General features: G+C 36.7%; 11 protein-coding genes. 7 read left to right on the forward strand and 4 right to left on the reverse strand.

Annotation, left to right across the window (positions count from 1 at the left end; genetic code table 11):
* Positions 1-658: 658 nt before the first annotated feature.
* Entirely contained in the window at positions 659-1,705 is a 1,047-nt protein-coding gene (locus tag AC4IF5_RS16860; RefSeq protein WP_490736518.1) for a PA0069 family radical SAM protein, read from the reverse strand.
* 120 nt (positions 1,706-1,825) lie between these two features.
* Positions 1,826-2,020 (reverse strand): hypothetical protein, encoded by a 195-nt coding sequence (locus tag AC4IF5_RS16865; RefSeq protein WP_047379954.1) that lies wholly within the window; start codon positions 2,018-2,020, stop codon positions 1,826-1,828.
* Positions 2,021-2,194: 174 nt separating this feature from the next.
* Here AC4IF5_RS16865 and AC4IF5_RS16870 point away from each other — a divergent pair, with 174 nt between their 5' ends.
* The gene (locus AC4IF5_RS16870; protein WP_490736520.1) at positions 2,195-2,545 is read left to right on the forward strand and encodes a hypothetical protein; all 351 of its coding nucleotides are present in this window, start codon (positions 2,195-2,197) and stop codon (positions 2,543-2,545) included.
* A 120-nt stretch (positions 2,546-2,665) separates the two neighbouring features.
* Here the strand turns inward: AC4IF5_RS16870 and AC4IF5_RS16875 are convergent, their stop codons facing one another.
* Both AC4IF5_RS16875 and AC4IF5_RS16880 read right to left on the reverse strand, forming a co-directional pair.
* Positions 2,666-5,314: an AsmA family protein gene (locus tag AC4IF5_RS16875; protein ID WP_490736522.1), complete on the reverse strand. Its 2,649-nt coding sequence runs from the start codon at positions 5,312-5,314 to the stop codon at positions 2,666-2,668.
* 37 nt (positions 5,315-5,351) lie between these two features.
* Positions 5,352-6,149: a DUF2797 domain-containing protein gene (locus tag AC4IF5_RS16880; protein ID WP_490736524.1), complete on the reverse strand. Its 798-nt coding sequence runs from the start codon at positions 6,147-6,149 to the stop codon at positions 5,352-5,354.
* Positions 6,150-6,239: 90 nt separating this feature from the next.
* Here AC4IF5_RS16880 and AC4IF5_RS16885 point away from each other — a divergent pair, with 90 nt between their 5' ends.
* From AC4IF5_RS16885 to AC4IF5_RS16910, 6 genes are all read left to right on the forward strand, one after another.
* The gene (locus tag AC4IF5_RS16885; RefSeq protein WP_490736526.1) at positions 6,240-7,268 is read left to right on the forward strand and encodes a GDP-mannose 4,6-dehydratase; all 1,029 of its coding nucleotides are present in this window, start codon (positions 6,240-6,242) and stop codon (positions 7,266-7,268) included.
* Between the two features lie 136 nt (positions 7,269-7,404).
* On the forward strand, positions 7,405-7,626 hold the full coding sequence (locus AC4IF5_RS16890) for a DUF2795 domain-containing protein (RefSeq protein ID WP_002662059.1): 222 nt from the start codon (positions 7,405-7,407) through the stop codon (positions 7,624-7,626).
* A gap of 125 nt (positions 7,627-7,751) precedes the next feature.
* On the forward strand, positions 7,752-10,826 hold the full coding sequence (gene secA / locus AC4IF5_RS16895) for a preprotein translocase subunit SecA (RefSeq protein WP_490736536.1): 3,075 nt from the start codon (positions 7,752-7,754) through the stop codon (positions 10,824-10,826).
* Between the two features lie 150 nt (positions 10,827-10,976).
* Positions 10,977-13,133 carry a TonB-dependent siderophore receptor gene (locus AC4IF5_RS16900; protein WP_490736538.1) on the forward strand — a complete coding sequence of 719 codons (2,157 nt, stop codon included), beginning with the start codon at positions 10,977-10,979 and terminating at the stop codon, positions 13,131-13,133.
* Between the two features lie 43 nt (positions 13,134-13,176).
* Positions 13,177-14,379 (forward strand): PepSY-associated TM helix domain-containing protein, encoded by a 1,203-nt coding sequence (locus AC4IF5_RS16905; RefSeq protein ID WP_490736540.1) that lies wholly within the window; start codon positions 13,177-13,179, stop codon positions 14,377-14,379.
* Positions 14,379-16,490: a TonB-dependent receptor gene (locus tag AC4IF5_RS16910; RefSeq protein ID WP_490736542.1), complete on the forward strand. Its 2,112-nt coding sequence runs from the start codon at positions 14,379-14,381 to the stop codon at positions 16,488-16,490. The genes AC4IF5_RS16905 and AC4IF5_RS16910 overlap by 1 nt, the downstream gene beginning before the upstream one ends.
* Positions 16,491-16,533: the final 43 nt, after the last annotated feature.

Raw genomic sequence — 16,533 nt, forward strand, 5'->3', positions numbered from 1 at the left:
TTTGAAAGAAAAATTTAAAGTTTTTTTCGTAACCCAAATCCTTTCTTACAATTCAATCTACTACTCCTGCGCTCCCTATAATTGGGACCGCAAAGATACAAACTTTATTTTAACTCACAACCTTTTTTTAATGAAAAAAAGTAAAAGTCTTTTCGTCTGTTTCTTCGGTACAATAAATGTTTATGCTTAGCTAAAAGCTCTTCTGCGCTTAACTGATATACTCTCTGTTTTCAGTGGGGCAAAGATAATCACTTATTAACACACAAAACAAGTTTACTTAACATAAAGTTTACATCCCAATAACATTTTAACCCTAATACACTGGGATACAATATGAAAAATTTTAAACAAATGTTTGAAGGAAGCCAATCAAAACGTCCTAAACGTTGAAAACTGAAAAAAATGAAAGATAAAACCTTTTACTTTACTTTTTCTCTCTTTCAAAATTCCTCAGGAAGATAAAAGAAAAAGAATTAAGGCAGCAGTTTTTTATAACCAAGCATTCACAATAGAAAAGCCTACTTCTGCATTCTATATTATAATTATATGTAAACAATATTTGAGAAATTACTTTTAGCAGTTATTTTGAAAAAAAGGTTACTATATACTATATAATATATAATGTATAACTATCCGGAACAACTACAGAAAGCTATCATCAATCGAACAACCTCAGTTGCTGATCTCTGGTTCCTGTAAAGTTTGCAGTTGAAAGTTTAGTAAATTCTTTTCCGTCAAAAAATTTCTTCCTCCCTATTTTAAAAGTAGTATGGATCATTTCCGCAACATTTCCTTCTCCTCTCTGTCTTTCAAAATATCTTTTATCTCCAAGCTTTCCTCCCCGCATAGAACGGATCAGGTTCAATACTTTCTGTGCCCTGTCCGGAAAATGTGCTTCGATCCAATTAACAAAGACCGGTTCAACCGTATCATTTAGCCGTACCAGAGTATATCCGAAACTCAAAGCTCCCGCATCAGAGATAGACTTTAGAATATTTAAAGGTTCATCACTGTTCAGCCCCGGAATAATCGGTGCCACCATGACATGTACAGGAATTTTATTTTCAGTTAGAATTTCTATTGCTTTCAGCTTATTCTTCGCAGAACTCGTTCTGGGTTCCATTTTTCTTCTGAGTTCCTCGTTGATCGTAGGAATACTTAATGATACGGAAACCAGATTCTGTTCTGCCATCGGTTTTAAAATATCAATATCTCTCAATACGAGGGCATTTTTTGTCAAAACATTGACAGGGTGCCGGTAATCAAGACAGACCTGCAACAGTTTTCTGGTAATTTCAAATCGTTTCTCGGCAGGCTGATAGCAATCTGTATTTCCTGACAGCAAAATCGGAGCGGCTTTATATCCTCTTTTCTGAAAAAATTTTTCCAGAAGTTCGGGGGCATTCTTTTTTACCATGATCTTTCTTTCGAAATCAATTCCGGCACTATATCCCCAATATTCATGTGTAGGTCTCGCAAAACAATAAGCACATCCATGTTCACATCCCTGATAAGGATTCATGGAATATTCCATCGGGAGGTCCTCACTTTTAACCTGATTGACAATTGTTTTGGGAAAAACTTCAGTAAAAGAGGTCTTTACCGTTTCGAAATCCTCATCTTCAGGTTCATAGGTATACCTGTCGAAACGATTGATAACGTTTCGCTGAGCGCCCTGACCTTTTATGAAATTTTCGTTTTGCATTCCGGTGTAAAATTAGAATGGAATTTTTATAAAATAATGAGTTTTAACACTAAAGTTTTCCACAAAAAAAATCCAACCCTTAAAAAGCGTTGGATTAAACATAATTAATATATTTTTTTACTACTTCAGCGCGTAAAACTCCACTCCATGAGTTTCATCTTCTTGATTTTTTTCATCAAAGTGTCTGTGATAATCCGAATAGGAATCACTATATTTTTTGTCTTTTTTAGTCAAAATTTTTTTAATGCTTATTAAACTTAATACTGCCAAAAGACCAACTCCCCCTGCCAGTAAAACTCCAACTTCTTTTTTCATATTTTCTTTGATTTATTATTATATGCATTGCAAAAAGTGTACCTATTTTATTTTTTCTAATTATAAATTTTGTTAACATTAAACTCTATTTTTAAGAAAATTATAATGGGTTATTTTTCTTATATTTAGAAATGCAATGGTTTAATTATTGTACTTAACAAGAAAAATATTATTATGGAAAATCCAGAAAACATCGACAGAATGACCACCTTAAGCCAGGTCATGAAAACGCTTTCTGAAAGAGGAATACACAGAGAGTTCAGAATGAATGAAAACTGTGAAATGAAGTTTGAAAATTCAGATAAAATTTACCAGCCTTCCGATTTGATGATTCTGAAAACCTATCGTTTTGAAGGAGACAGCAATCCGGATGACAGTGCTGTCCTCTATGTTTTAAAAGACAGCGCAGGAAATCGCGGTATGATTATAGACTCATATGGGGCAGACAGCAATTATCCCGGTGAAAAGTTTGATGAGTTTTTAAGAAATATTCCTATACAGGAAAGCGACGAATTCAATTTTTAATCCCAAAGGATCAGATATTTAATTTTTTAAACCATTGAGATTATTTTAATAAGTAAACTTTTCTCATATCCATTGGTATGATATCCCTTCGTTCTTATAGCTTCTCAATGGTTTAAAAGGTTATTTTTCTTCAGAATTTTCTTTCTTTTTAGAGATCTTATTCAGGAACCCTTTCTTTTCCCTTTCCTGTGGCTGTGGATCTGATTTTTTGTTTTTGATCTCCTGTTTTATTTCTTTTACAGATTCTTTCATGTCTTTCACAGAAGAAACAGCATTTTTTACTTTTTTCTCTGTCTTCTCTACGTTTTTACCGATCAATGTTTTCTTTAATCCCTGCTCAATACCTTTCCAGAAGAGATTAAAAAACGATTTTGTAGGATCCCGCTCCACATTCTCTACGGCTACCGATTCAGGGAAGCTTCCGGAATCTGATTTTAGAAAAACATTCGCAACAGCCGTCAGAAGACCTTTTTTCTCATGGTTATTCTTGTTTAGAACCGCTATTTTCAGATCCTTATGCTTAAGACTGAACGTTCCATGCAAACCTGCCGGATTTCCTTTGAAGTTAAAAAGCATTTCCTGGATAGTCCCGGCGGTAGCCGTCACATGAAGATAAGGTCTGATAAAGGGGTTAATCCCACTTGCAGGAAGATTAGATGTCTTTCCCGAAATGGCAAAGTTGTCGTGCTGATCTGCCACATCAAAGTTCCAGTTCACAGAAAGTGGCGACAGATTCATAAATGAGCAGTTGATCTTAATGTCTACCTTTGTTGATCTTCCTTTTGCTTTAGCTGAATTCAGATTACTGACATTCATATTAAAATTTCCGAATGTCAGTTTTCCCGGCCCCATACTTTCAGGAGTGTCTTCCTCATATACTAAAACTGAATTTTTAAGATCCAGGTTATTAATATTCATAGGAATTTTAATAGAGCGAAGCATTTCTGAATAAAGCGCCTTTATTTTGGGATCGTCCTTCGGGATTTTACTTCTGAAGATATTGGCGTCCGCAGATTGCACCGTGACATTCGAGGCATTGATATATTTATTATGGGAAAACAGGTCCCAGTTACCTTCTGCACTTATCTGTACGGCTTTCAGGTCGTATAAATCTCTTTCAACAGGTATCATTTTGATAAACTGAGCTCTCGAAACCAGAGGCTTCATGGCAAAATTATTAACCTGTATCTTATTTTTATTCAGTTTCAGAAGCCCGAGGCTCATAGTATAGAACTGTGTCTTATAAATAAAATTCCGGGTAGTCAGAAAATAATCTTTCACTTTAAAAGACAAGCCCTCATTATTGGACTTAGGAGCTATTTCAAGATTGTTTATTGTGGCATTCAGATCATGAAAAGCCAATGGCTCTTTTCCTTTATCGTAAGTAATATTAGAATTTTTTAAAGAAATCTTCCGTATAATAACAGATCCTATAATTCCTGGTCCGGGATTTTTACCCACTTTATTTTCTCCTGCTTTGACCGTACCGTTAACGTTTTCTACAAGGGCATCTTTAAGATCTAGGTTCAGTTTTTTCTCAACAAATTCTAATTTATTGATATTAAATGCAATATGACCGGTCTTTACATCCATCGTTGTTTTACCAATCGCAGAGGTACCGGGTGCTAATATAATATTTCTGATTTCTCCACTGGTTGGCTTTAGAGCAATACTTCCAACAGATATATTCTGATGATCTGAATATTCAATATTTTTTCCGGAAAATGTAAAATCCTGATATCCTACAGGAATGACCTGCTCTGCAGTTTCTTTATTAAAAAGCAGCTGATTGACGTTCAAATTCAGGTTTCCGGCAGATAAAAGCTTGTCTCCATCGGGTTTATTGATCTGAACCGCAGCATTGTTTAGCCTGATATTTTTTAAATCAACTTCAAGACTTGATTTTTTCTCCGCTTTGTTGGCTTTTACCCCTGTATTGTAAATTGTCAGAACAGGGTTTTGAAAAGTGGCATTGGCAAGCGAAACTTTATTTTTATTTAAAACCACATCTTTAAAATCCATTCTAGGGATTGTGAATTCAAATAACTGAGTTTTTTTGGGATAGAATTTTTTAAACCGGTCAAAAGACAGAAGCGGGGTCAGTTTAAAATGATCAACAGACATTTGTCCGTCTGCCGTATTAATAGTATTGATAGTAACAGCATATGCTTCATCCGGCCGGAAAAAGAAATTTTTCCCTTTAATGCTATACCGGTCAAAAACTACAGGCAATTTTTTTTCTACAGATTCTTCTGTCATCTGCAGATTTTCTACAAAGAGCTCTAACTGATGTACAGACAGAAGTTTTTGCCTGGTATATCTGAAAACGGCAATGGATCCGTCATTAATCCTGATATTTTCAAATAAAAACGGGCTCTTCTTTTTTCCGGTTTTACGATCGACAGGCTTTGCAAGAATAATATTCAAAGCCGGTTTTGACAGCAACAGGTCAGAGGAGCTTATTCTTTTATTAAAAAGCGCATCATAAATACCAAAACGGCTGATCTTTAGGGTGTCAATCGTTCCCTGTAATCCGATAACATCCATGTTTTGGGGATCTTTAGTGTTCACAGAAATACCTGTAGACAAAATGTTTCCTGTTCCCAGATCCACATCCAGTGTTTTATAGGAAACTTTATAATCTGTATTGTTTTTGATGTACTCAGGAAGCTGGGTCTTAAGCCATATATTCAGTCCGAAATTCACAGCCAGAAGGATTCCCGCCAGAATTCCCAAACTTATCAATAGCCTTTTTACCCATTTTTTCATATTTGTGACTTGGTTTATTGTATTTTTATAGTGAAATCTAATTTTTCACATCCAACTCAATGACATACCCTTCATGTCCTCTGACATTAATGAAATTTCCACCCTCAAATCCAAGATACTGCCCTTTGATCCCTGTAAGCCTTCCGGTAAATTCAGGTTTTTTATCTAAAGTGAATGAGGCTACTTTTTCAGGTTTTTCAAAAGGATAATCAAACATCCATAATTCTTCTCCGTCACTATAGAATTTTTGAAAATCGTCAGGAAAATATTCTTTAATCTTCTGCCTGAAGTCTGCAAGATCTACTTCTCCTTCAAAATCATCCTGTAACATTTTCCTCCAGTTGGTCTTATCCGGAAGATGCTCTTTTAAAGCAACTTCTATCATTCCGGCTTCATAACGGTTTTCGGTTCTTGCAATAGGCAGCGCAAAAGTGGCTCCCTGGTCAATCCATCGGGTAGGAATCTGTGTATTTCTCGTTACGCCCACTTTCACATCCCCGGTATAAGCCAGATAAACGGTATGAGGCTGAAGCTGTATTTCTTTTTCCACATCCAGATCACGTTCTGCCACGCCTAAATGTGCCGTAGAAAGTTCCGGACGGATAATGGTATCACTGGCATAAGGGCTTTCAAAAAAACAGTTCTTACAAAAACCCATTCTATATATTGGCTTATTTTCACCGCAGTTTACACATTGAAACCCTACGTGCTTTATGCTTAACTCTTTCCCAAACAACTCATTCATGTGGATCAAATCCCCTGAAAGGTTGAGATAATACTGGACCGGCTTTGCATCATAGCTTGTCATCTTTAAAATTTGCCCTTGAAACTGCATATTAATTTTATATTACTTTTTTAAGTAAATTTAATGATTATATTTTCAAAAAAGTAAAATTTATATTTTTGCACTAATAAAAAATCACAGATGACTTACCTTGTAACAGGAGGCAGCGGGTTCATTGGTTCACATTTAATTGAACAATTATTAAGAAATGGACATTCTGTCATAAACATTGACAATTTTGATAATTTTTACAGCTATCAGATAAAAATTAAAAATACTTTAGAGTCAATTGGCAAAATTTCGGATTTTGAATTCTCTGACAAAGAGACCGATATCCAGCATTTAATTTCCCTATCCCTGTCTGATCAATATTCTCTTTATTATCAGGACATTCGGGACAAGAAAGGTCTTGAAAATGTCTTTAAAAGCCATGCCATCGATATGGTTATCCACCTGGCTGCCCTTGCCGGCGTGCGCCCTTCTATTGAACGACCTTTAGAATATGAAGAAGTCAATGTCCGGGGAACCATGAACCTCTGGGAACTCTGCAAAGACTTTAATGTTAAAAAATTCATTTGCGCCTCTTCTTCAAGCGTTTACGGAAACAACGAGAAGATTCCTTTTGCTGAAACGGATAATGTGGACAATCCTATTTCACCTTATGCAGCCACTAAAAAAAGTGGTGAGATTCTGGGACACGTTTATCATAATCTATATAATATAGATATGATTCAACTTAGGTTCTTTACGGTCTATGGCCCGAGACAACGCCCTGATCTTGCCATACACAAATTTACAAAGCTTATTTCAGAAAGTATTGAAATTCCTTTTTACGGTGATGGAAGTACGGCCAGAGATTATACTTATATAGATGACATCATTGATGGGATTACGAAATCAATCCTTTATCTGGAGAACAATTCAGGAATTTATGAGATTCTTAACCTGGGTGAAAGCCAGGTCATCACTTTATCTGAAATGGTTTCTACTATAGAAGGAGCTCTGGGAAAAACTGCCACAAAAAAAATTCTGCCAATGCAGCCGGGAGATGTCACAAAAACCAATGCTGACATTACAAAAGCAAAGGTTTTAATAGGTTATAAACCAGACACAGACTTCCAAAATGGCATAAAAAAATTTGTGGAATGGTTTTTGAGAAAACGACAATAAGTAAATTGCTGACATGGCTGACATGCAGTTGGTGACAGTCATTTATAAGAAAAAATTATAAAAAGAATTGAAAATCAAGTATAAAAAAGTTTATTATACAACCTATTTTTATACTTTTGCAAAAAATTAGAAAATTATGTACTGGACATTAGAATTAGCTTCATATCTAAGTGACGCACCTTGGCCAATGACAAAAGCAGAGCTTATTGACTACGCAATCAGAACTGGTGCACCTATGGAAGTAGTTGAAAACCTTCAGGCAATAGAAGATGAAGGGGAAATTTATGAATCTATTGAGGAAGTATGGAGTGATTATCCTACTGATGAAGACTTCCTTTGGAACGAGGACGAATATTAATAAAGCGATAAGCTTTAGGCTGTGTGCTTAGAGCTTTTTTGCCCTTTTTATATATTAATTTACACGATAAGCGTGTCATTTAAAACGCTTAAAGCATCTTGCATTAAGCATAAAGCAAAAAATTTATGAGTTTTTTAAACAAAGTTCTTAAAGGGTTTTTGGGAGACAAAAAAGCGCAGGACCTAAAAGAAGTAAAAAAAGTTGTAACAAAAATCAAAGCTGTAGAACCCAACATCCAACAATTGTCGGATGACGGTCTAAGACAAAAGACGGCTGAGTTTAAAGAGAATATAAAATCTGCAACCAGCAAGATCACAGCTCAGATAGAACAGATAAAAGAGCAGATAAAAAATTCAACCAACGTTGACGAGAAAGAAGCTCTTTTCTCAAAAATTGAGTCTTTAAAGAAAGAATCATACGAAATTGAAGAGAAAGTTCTGGTTCAGATCCTTCCCGAAGCTTTTGCGTTGGTGAAAGAAACGGCAAGAAGATGGGCTCAGAATGGGGAAATCCGTGTAACGGCTAGTGACTGGGACAGAGAATTAGCTGCGGCAGGTAAAGATTTCGTTGAAATTCAGGGAGACACAGCTGTTTGGAAAAACTCATGGGACGCTGCCGGAACTCCTGTAGTTTGGGATATGGTCCATTATGATGTTCAGTTTATCGGAGGGGTTATTCTTCACAGTGGTAAAATTGCTGAGATGGCGACCGGTGAGGGTAAAACTCTGGTAGGAACATTGCCTATTTATTTAAACTCTCTTCCTGAAAGAGGGGTGCACGTTGTAACCGTAAACGACTACCTTGCCAAAAGGGACTCGGCATGGATGGGACCTCTTTATCAGTTCCATGGAATGTCTATCGACTGTATCGATAACCACCAGCCGAACTCTGACGGAAGAAGAAAGGCATACAACTCAGATATTACTTACGGAACGAACAACGAATTCGGTTTCGATTATCTGAGAGATAACATGGTAACTTCACCTTCAGAATTGGTACAGAGAGAATTAAACTTTGCTATCGTGGATGAGGTGGATTCAGTATTAGTTGACGATGCAAGAACACCGTTAATTATTTCAGGACCGGTTCCTCAGGGAGACAGACAGGAATTCGATGTTCTTAAACCATCCATCGACAGAATTGTTGAAGTTCAGAAAAAAACAGTTTCTACGATCTTCAACGAAGCGAAAAAATTAATCGCTGCAGGAAATACTAAAGAAGGAGGATTCAAATTGCTTCAGGCCTACAGAGGTCTTCCTAAAAACAGACAGTTGATCAAATTCTTATCGGAAAGCGGAAACAGAGCATTGCTTCAGAAAGTAGAGGCACAATACATGCAGGATAATAACCGTGACATGCCGATCGTAGATAAAGATCTTTACTTCGTGATCGAGGAGAAAAACAACCAGGTTGATCTTACAGACAAAGGTGTTGAATACATGTCTCAAGGAAATTCCGATCCTAATTTCTTCGTACTTCCGGATATCGGAACTGAAATTGCTGAAGTAGAAGCCAAAAATCTATCTAAAGAAGAAGAGTTTGAAGCTAAAGAAAGACTTTTCTCAGATTTCGCTGAAAAATCAGAGCGTGTTCACACGATGAGCCAGCTATTGAAAGCGTATACATTGTTTGAAAAAGATGATGAGTACGTGGTAATTGATGGTGAGGTAAAAATCGTTGATGAGCAGACAGGCCGTATCATGGAGGGGCGTCGTTATTCAGACGGTCTTCACCAGGCAATTGAAGCGAAAGAGAATGTAAAAATCGAGGCAGCCACTCAGACTTTTGCAACAATCACACTTCAGAACTATTTCCGTATGTACAATAAACTTGCGGGAATGACCGGTACTGCAGAAACTGAGGCTGGTGAGCTTTGGCAGATCTATAAATTAGATGTTGTGGTAATTCCAACCAACCGTCCTATTTTAAGACATGACAAACAAGATTTAGTTTTCAAAACGAACAGAGAAAAATATAACGCTGTCATTGAAGAAATTGAAAAGCTAACAGCAGCAAAAAGACCTGTACTTGTAGGAACAACTTCAGTTGAAATTTCTCAGTTACTTTCTAAGGCACTTCAATTAAGAAAAATTCCGCATCAGGTACTGAATGCAAAGCTTCATAAGAAGGAAGCAGAAATCGTTGCCGGAGCAGGACAGCCAGGAGTTGTGACAATTGCAACCAACATGGCGGGTCGTGGTACGGATATTAAACTTTCTAAAGAAGTAAAAGAAGCCGGAGGTTTAGCGATCATCGGTACAGAAAGACACGATTCAAGACGTGTTGACAGACAGCTTAGAGGTAGAGCAGGGCGTCAGGGAGATCCGGGAAGCTCACAGTTCTATGTATCTCTTGAAGATAACTTAATGCGTTTATTCGGTTCTGAAAGAATCGCTAAGATGATGGACAGAATGGGTCATAAAGAAGGTGAAGTCATTCAGCACTCTATGATCAGCAAATCTATTGAGAGAGCTCAGAAAAAAGTAGAAGAAAATAACTTCGGAACAAGAAAGAGACTTCTTGAGTATGATGATGTAATGAATAAACAGCGTGACGTGATCTATAAGAGAAGAAAGAACGCTTTATTCGGAGATCACCTGAAGTATGATATCACCAATATGATTTTCGATGTTGCCCATTCTATCGTTACAAAAGGAAAAGCAACCGGAAGTTATAAGGACTTTGAATACGAGATCATCAAGACTTTCACAATGGAATCTCCGGTTTCTGAAAGTGATTTCGGAAACAAAAATGTTCAGGATCTGACAAACATCCTATTCAAAGCAGCTCAGGAAGATTACAGAATGAAGCTGAATCTATTGAAAGAGAAATCATTCCCGATTATTGAGAATGTTTACCAGAACCAGGGTTCAATGTTCAAAATGATCCAGGTTCCTTTCACAGACGGCCACAAAACGATGACCATTGTAGCAGACTTAAAAGAAGCTTACGAAACGAAGTGTGAAAGCCTTGTGAATGACTTTGAAAAGAACATCACCCTATCAATCATCGATGAAAACTGGAAACTTCATCTTCGTGAAATGGATGACCTGAGAAGATCTTCTCAGGGAGCTGTTTACGAGCAGAAGGATCCGCTTGTAATCTATAAGCAGGAATCTTTCCACCTATTCAGTGAAATGATCGATAAATTGAATAAAGAGATTATTTCTTTCTTATACAAAGGAGAAATTCCGGCATAAGGAAAATTAACAATATCATTAAAAAACCGCTCTGGCATTAGCTAAAGCGGTTTTTTATTATTCAGTATATAATGATTTCATGATAAATATCAAATATATTATTTATTTAGAACACTTAAAAATAATATATTTGCAAAAAATTTGACTTTCATGAAAAATGTACTGATCTGTGCCTCATTGTTAGGTTCTATGTTAACTCTTGCTCAGGAAAAAGATTCTATTAAATCAAATGATATTGAAGAAGTAATTGTAAACGGGAAATACTATCAAAAATATAAACTGAATGACGTCTCTGGATCTTTGAGATTACAGGCCCCAATCATTGAACTTCCTCAAAATATACAATCAATAAGCGCAGGAATCTTAGCAGATCAGATCACATTAAACATGTCTGAAGGAATTGTAAGAAATGTAAGTGGTGCCAGAAAGGTAGAGCATTGGGATAATGTATATTCAAATGTGTTCATGAGAGGTGCAAGTATTGCAACTTACATGAATGGCATGAATGTTACCTCAACGTGGGGACCTATCAATCCTGATGCGTCTATTATTGATAGAATTGAATTCGTAAAAGGACCGGCGGGTTTTATGGGCTCAATGGGAGATCCAGCAGGTTTCTATAATGTTGTTACCAAAAAGCCCACAGGCAAATTTCAGAATTCTGTAAGATTTACTACAGGAAGTTATAATCTTTTCAGGGGTGAAGCAGATTTAGACGGAGTGATTGTAAAAGACGGAATTTTGGATTACCGTTTAAACTTAATGGGAAGTACCAATGGATCTTGGGTAGAAAATGATAAAACAAAAAAAATAATTGTTGCTCCATCATTAACCTTCAGACCAACAAAAACAACAACTTTAACAGCCCAATATAATTATCAGTTCCTTAAATTCTCTCAACCAGGAGCATATTTAATGTCTAAAGACGGTTATGCCTCATTAAATGTTCATACAAACTTCAACGACAAAAACTTTAAGGAAACAGAAGTAAAAGATCAAAGTTTATTCTTAACATTAGATCAAAAATTATTGAAAGACTGGATCTGGAGTACACAATATGCTTATATGGATATGAACTATGACGGAGGTTCCTGGTGGGGGTCATTCGATACAAACAACAGCAACATATTTAACAGAACATTAAGCAACTGGCAGGCAGTCGGGAAAAATCACATTTTTCAAACTTATGTAAGAGGTAGCCTAAAAACAGGAAATGCAGTCCACAAAGTAATTGCAGGTTTTGACTATGGAGATAGAAAATATAATGCAGATTTTTCAGGTTATGCCAGCGGGGTCTATCCTATCAATATTTACAATCCTCAATATGGTGTAGATCCGTCTACATTACCTTCTGATAATTTTTATACATTAAATACCTCTGCTCCTTTTTATAATGATCAAGGGGTAAAATATACCTCATATTATGTACAGGATCAAATAGAAATGTTTAATAATAAATTACGTATTACATTAGCCGGAAGATACACAAATGGAACTACGTATGCGGGGTATCCTTATTATTCAGAGAATAATATAGTAAAAAGAGACAAGGCCGATGAATTTACACCAAGAGTGGGTATTAGCTATTCAATAAAAGATGATTTCTCTGTATATGGGGTTTTTGATAAAACTTTTGCTCCTCAATCTGGAATTGGAAAAAATAATGTCTCCATTACTGACCCTTTCAAAGGTCAAAATATAGAGTTGGGTTTGAAAAAGGATTGGTTTAACGGAAAATGGAATTCAACATTTGCGGTATACGAAATCAGAAGAAAAAATATACTTATAGCCGGAAATATTAATGAAAATAATGGGGTAGCATTCCAGGTGGCAACCGGTGAACAGAGAGCAAGAGGTTTTGAAACCGATATCAAAGGAGAAATTGTAAAAGGCTTAAATATAGTTATCAATTATGCATATACGGACGCTAAAACCGTAAAAGATGCAGAGCCTACAAGAATAGGGGTACAATCTCCCGGGAATGCTAAGAACGTACAAAATACCTGGGTAAGCTATAGATTTGAAAACGGTACACTAAAAGGATTTGGTATTTCAGCAGGATATCAATATCAGGGAGGAAGACAATCCTGGTTTGGGACAACAGCAAAATATGATCAGCGTTTAGAAGATTATTTTGACACTAATTTTGGGATTTCTTATGTAACTAAAAAGTTCGATGTTAATGTAATTTTAAATAATACTTTAAACAGAAAATTATACAGCGGATACAGATCGGATGATGGCTCATATGCATGGATCTATAATGCTCCAAGGAACTGGAGACTATCAATTGGATACAAATTCTAATATAAAAAATAAAAGTTAGCCCTTCATGGGCTATCTTTTTTCTATGAAAAAGAAACATCAGCATAAAAAGAAAGTTTCTCCAACAAAGAAATGGTCTGCCAAACTGCACTTGTGGTTTGGCTTATCCATTGGTATTATTTTTTTTATCGTCTCTCTGTCAGGGACTCTGTATGTCTTTAAGGATGAGATACAAAATTACCTGCGTAAGAATGCTATTTATGTAAAAAATGAAGGGACTGAAAGAAATCCGCTATCCATCAGCCTTCTTCGGGAGAAAATAGCACTGGAGCTTAATGAAAAATATCCGATAAGTGCTGTTGAAATTCCGTTGGACAATGATAAATCCTACCGTTTTTTCTATTATGAAAAAAATAAAAAGGCATGGAATTACTTTGAACAGGTTCTCATCAGCAAGCAGGTCTATGTGGATCAGTACACAGGACAAATTCTGGCAGTATATGATGAGAAGTATGATTTCTTTACCATACTGAAATACATTCACTGGAGTCTCCTTCTCAATTCTGAATGGGGTCCGTATATAATCGGAACTTCTACGGTCTTTTTTATCATGATGCTGATCACCGGGATTATTCTGTGGTGGCCCAAAAATAAAAATGCCAGAAAAGGCCGTTTCTGGTTCAACTGGAAAAATGTGAAGAACTGGAAACGTAAAAACTATGATCTTCACAATGTATTAGGATTTTATGCTTCATTTATTGCTCTATTGATGAGCATTACAGGAATTTATTTTGCTTTTCCCTATGTAAAGAATACTTTCAATTTTGCTTTATCAGGAAAATTTGACCTTCCCAAAGAAAAGGAAATAAAGTCCCCTGATTCTTTAATGGCAAAGAATGATGCTGTTTTCGATCTTGCCGCATCACAAGCAGAAAATCTCTATGCAGAATCATCCAGCTTCAGAATCTCTCTGAACGGTAAAAATAAAAAAGGAAAAGAGCTTAAAAACCTACCGATAACTGTTTACGGAAAAGAAGGAAGGTTTAGTGAAAGAAATCTTCTGACCTTTGATAAATATTCCGGAAAGCTACTGACCAATAAACCTCATCACAAACTGAATACCGCCGAAAAATATGCCAATGCCAATTATGATATTCACACCGGATCTTATTTTGGTCTGTTTGGAAAGATCATCTGGTTTATTGCCGGCCTTATCTGCACATCACTCCCTGTAACCGGATTTTTGGTCTGGTGGGGAAAAAGAAAGAAACAAGGAAAGAAAATATAATGAAAAAAGCGTTTTTATCAGCTGCCTGTTTAGGAACTACTACTGTTTTTGCCCAGGTAAAAGATACTTTACAAATCAAAAACGTTGAAGAGGTCGTGATGACAGCTTCAAGAAAAAAGGAAAATATAAAAGAGGTACCAAGCTCCATAACGATCGTAGCTGAAAAGCAGATCCAGTCTCAACTGACGGTCAATTCAGATATCACAAGCATCCTGCAATATACTGTTCCCAGTTTAGGAACCAGTTCCGGGCAGACCTCCAATACCGGCCAGACTTTAAGAGGACGTCAGGTTTTGGTGCTGATCGACGGGATTCCACAGTCTACTCCTCTTCGTAACGGGGCGAGAGACCTAAGGGTAATTGATCCTTCCGCGATAGAAAGAATTGAAGTGATAAAAGGAGCTTCTGCTATCTATGGAAATGGTGCAGACGGTGGTATTATCAATTATATTACAAAAAGAAATAAAACCGATAAAAATATTTCCGGGATCTCACAGATTGGGCTTACCGGGCAGCCTTATGGCGGAACTTTAGGAGTAAGAGCAAGCCAGCTCTTATCCGGAAAATTAAAAAAATTCGATTATACGCTTTCATTGGCTTATGAAAGAACCGGCTATATGAAGGATGCGGACGGTGTTCTGCTAAGCCCTACGTATAGTACCGCAAAGATGGATAACTACAATGGAATGCTGAAGCTGGGGTATGATATTAACGAAAACCAAAGGATTGAAGCTTCTTATATCGGTTATTCTTCAAGATCAGATCTGAATGTAGGATTGGAAACCGGGCAATATGGTATAAAGCCTACGATTGGCGCCGGCGAGGGAAAAGGACAGGAAACCACTCCTCAGGGAACTCCAAAAAATCACAACATCAGGGTAAGCTACGACAATAAAAATCTATTTGCCGGAACATCTTTAAATATCAACCTTTATTATCAGGATTTTAAAACGGTTTATGGATACAGTGATACCTTTTTCAATGGCGGACAATCGAATGTTCTTTCAAAAAAGGCAGGGGCACGATTCAATTTTGACACCCAATTATGGAATTCTTCCAACTCACAGGGAGAGATCATCTACGGAGCCGATATTCTGAACGATCAAACCGTACAGAAGCTGGAAGATGGCCGGTTCTGGACTCCCAATATGAATATGACCAATATCGCTCCTTTTGTATTGGCAAAAATTGATTTGTTCAACAAATTAACCATTAAAGGAGGACTTCGTTATGAAAATATAAAAGTAAAGGTTGATGATTTCAATACCCTTTCTGTAATTAAAAATGACGGAACATTTACGAACAGTATTCCTGTAGAAGGTGGAAAACTAAACTATAATGCTCTGGTGGGGAACATCGGTATCCGTTACAATATCGAGCCTTATATCAATCTTTTCGCAAGTTTCTCACAAGCTTACTCTATCAACGAACTGGGAAGGATCTTAAGAACCTCAACTTCTGAGACGATTAAGAGTCTGGAAACAAAACCTATCATTGTCAACAATTATGAACTGGGAGCTACTGGACAGCTTTCAAGATGGCTCAATTATGAGTTAACTTCATACGTAAGTACATCCAAACTGGGGGCAACATTCGTTCAAAGTGCAGATAGGGCATTGATGATCCAAAGGTCCCCGGAAATTGTATATGGTGTAGAAGGATTTCTGCACTTTACCCCTGTAAAATGGGTTCAGTTCGGGGGAAGCTACAGCTGGATGGAAGGAATTACCTCTCCAAAGGATGATGGCGATTATTCTTCCAAGATCAACAACAGCAGAATTTCTGCCCCTAAAGTACTTGCTTATATTCAAGGGAAACCAATTCCGGCATTATCCATTGGGCTTGATATGCTACATTCATTCCAGCAGGACAGATTCTCTCCGAATGCTAAAGGGCTGTATACCTATGGAGAAGGCTTCGTACCTGAATATACTGTTTTCAACTTTAAATCCAGCTATGAGGTCAACAGCAACTGGAAAGTATCTTTAGGTATTGAAAACCTTTTCAACAGAATGTATCAGCCTTCTATTGCCTGGTGGGCGGCAAGAGACAGTGACTTTACCAACGCTCCGGGGCTGAGAGGAACTTTCATGATCGAATACAAATTTTAATTAAACTAAATAAGAAGTAAAACATATCTTTGTTCAACTTTTA

It is taken from the genome of Chryseobacterium sp. UF-290, assembly GCF_058245615.1.

Bases quoted from the DNA above. Each gene is read 5' to 3' on its own strand.
- AC4IF5_RS16860 (WP_490736518.1), bottom strand. From the start codon at position 1,705: ATGCAAAACGAAAATTTCATAAAAGGTCAGGGCGCTCAGCGAAACGTT.
- AC4IF5_RS16865 (WP_047379954.1), bottom strand. From the start codon at position 2,020: ATGAAAAAAGAAGTTGGAGTTTTACTGGCAGGGGGAGTTGGTCTTTTG.
- AC4IF5_RS16870 (WP_490736520.1), top strand. From the start codon at position 2,195: ATGGAAAATCCAGAAAACATCGACAGAATGACCACCTTAAGCCAGGTC.
- AC4IF5_RS16875 (WP_490736522.1), bottom strand. From the start codon at position 5,314: ATGAAAAAATGGGTAAAAAGGCTATTGATAAGTTTGGGAATTCTGGCG.
- AC4IF5_RS16880 (WP_490736524.1), bottom strand. From the start codon at position 6,149: ATGCAGTTTCAAGGGCAAATTTTAAAGATGACAAGCTATGATGCAAAG.
- AC4IF5_RS16885 (WP_490736526.1), top strand. From the start codon at position 6,240: ATGACTTACCTTGTAACAGGAGGCAGCGGGTTCATTGGTTCACATTTA.
- AC4IF5_RS16890 (WP_002662059.1), top strand. From the start codon at position 7,405: ATGTACTGGACATTAGAATTAGCTTCATATCTAAGTGACGCACCTTGG.
- secA (WP_490736536.1), top strand. From the start codon at position 7,752: ATGAGTTTTTTAAACAAAGTTCTTAAAGGGTTTTTGGGAGACAAAAAA.
- AC4IF5_RS16900 (WP_490736538.1), top strand. From the start codon at position 10,977: ATGAAAAATGTACTGATCTGTGCCTCATTGTTAGGTTCTATGTTAACT.
- AC4IF5_RS16905 (WP_490736540.1), top strand. From the start codon at position 13,177: ATGAAAAAGAAACATCAGCATAAAAAGAAAGTTTCTCCAACAAAGAAA.
- AC4IF5_RS16910 (WP_490736542.1), top strand. From the start codon at position 14,379: ATGAAAAAAGCGTTTTTATCAGCTGCCTGTTTAGGAACTACTACTGTT.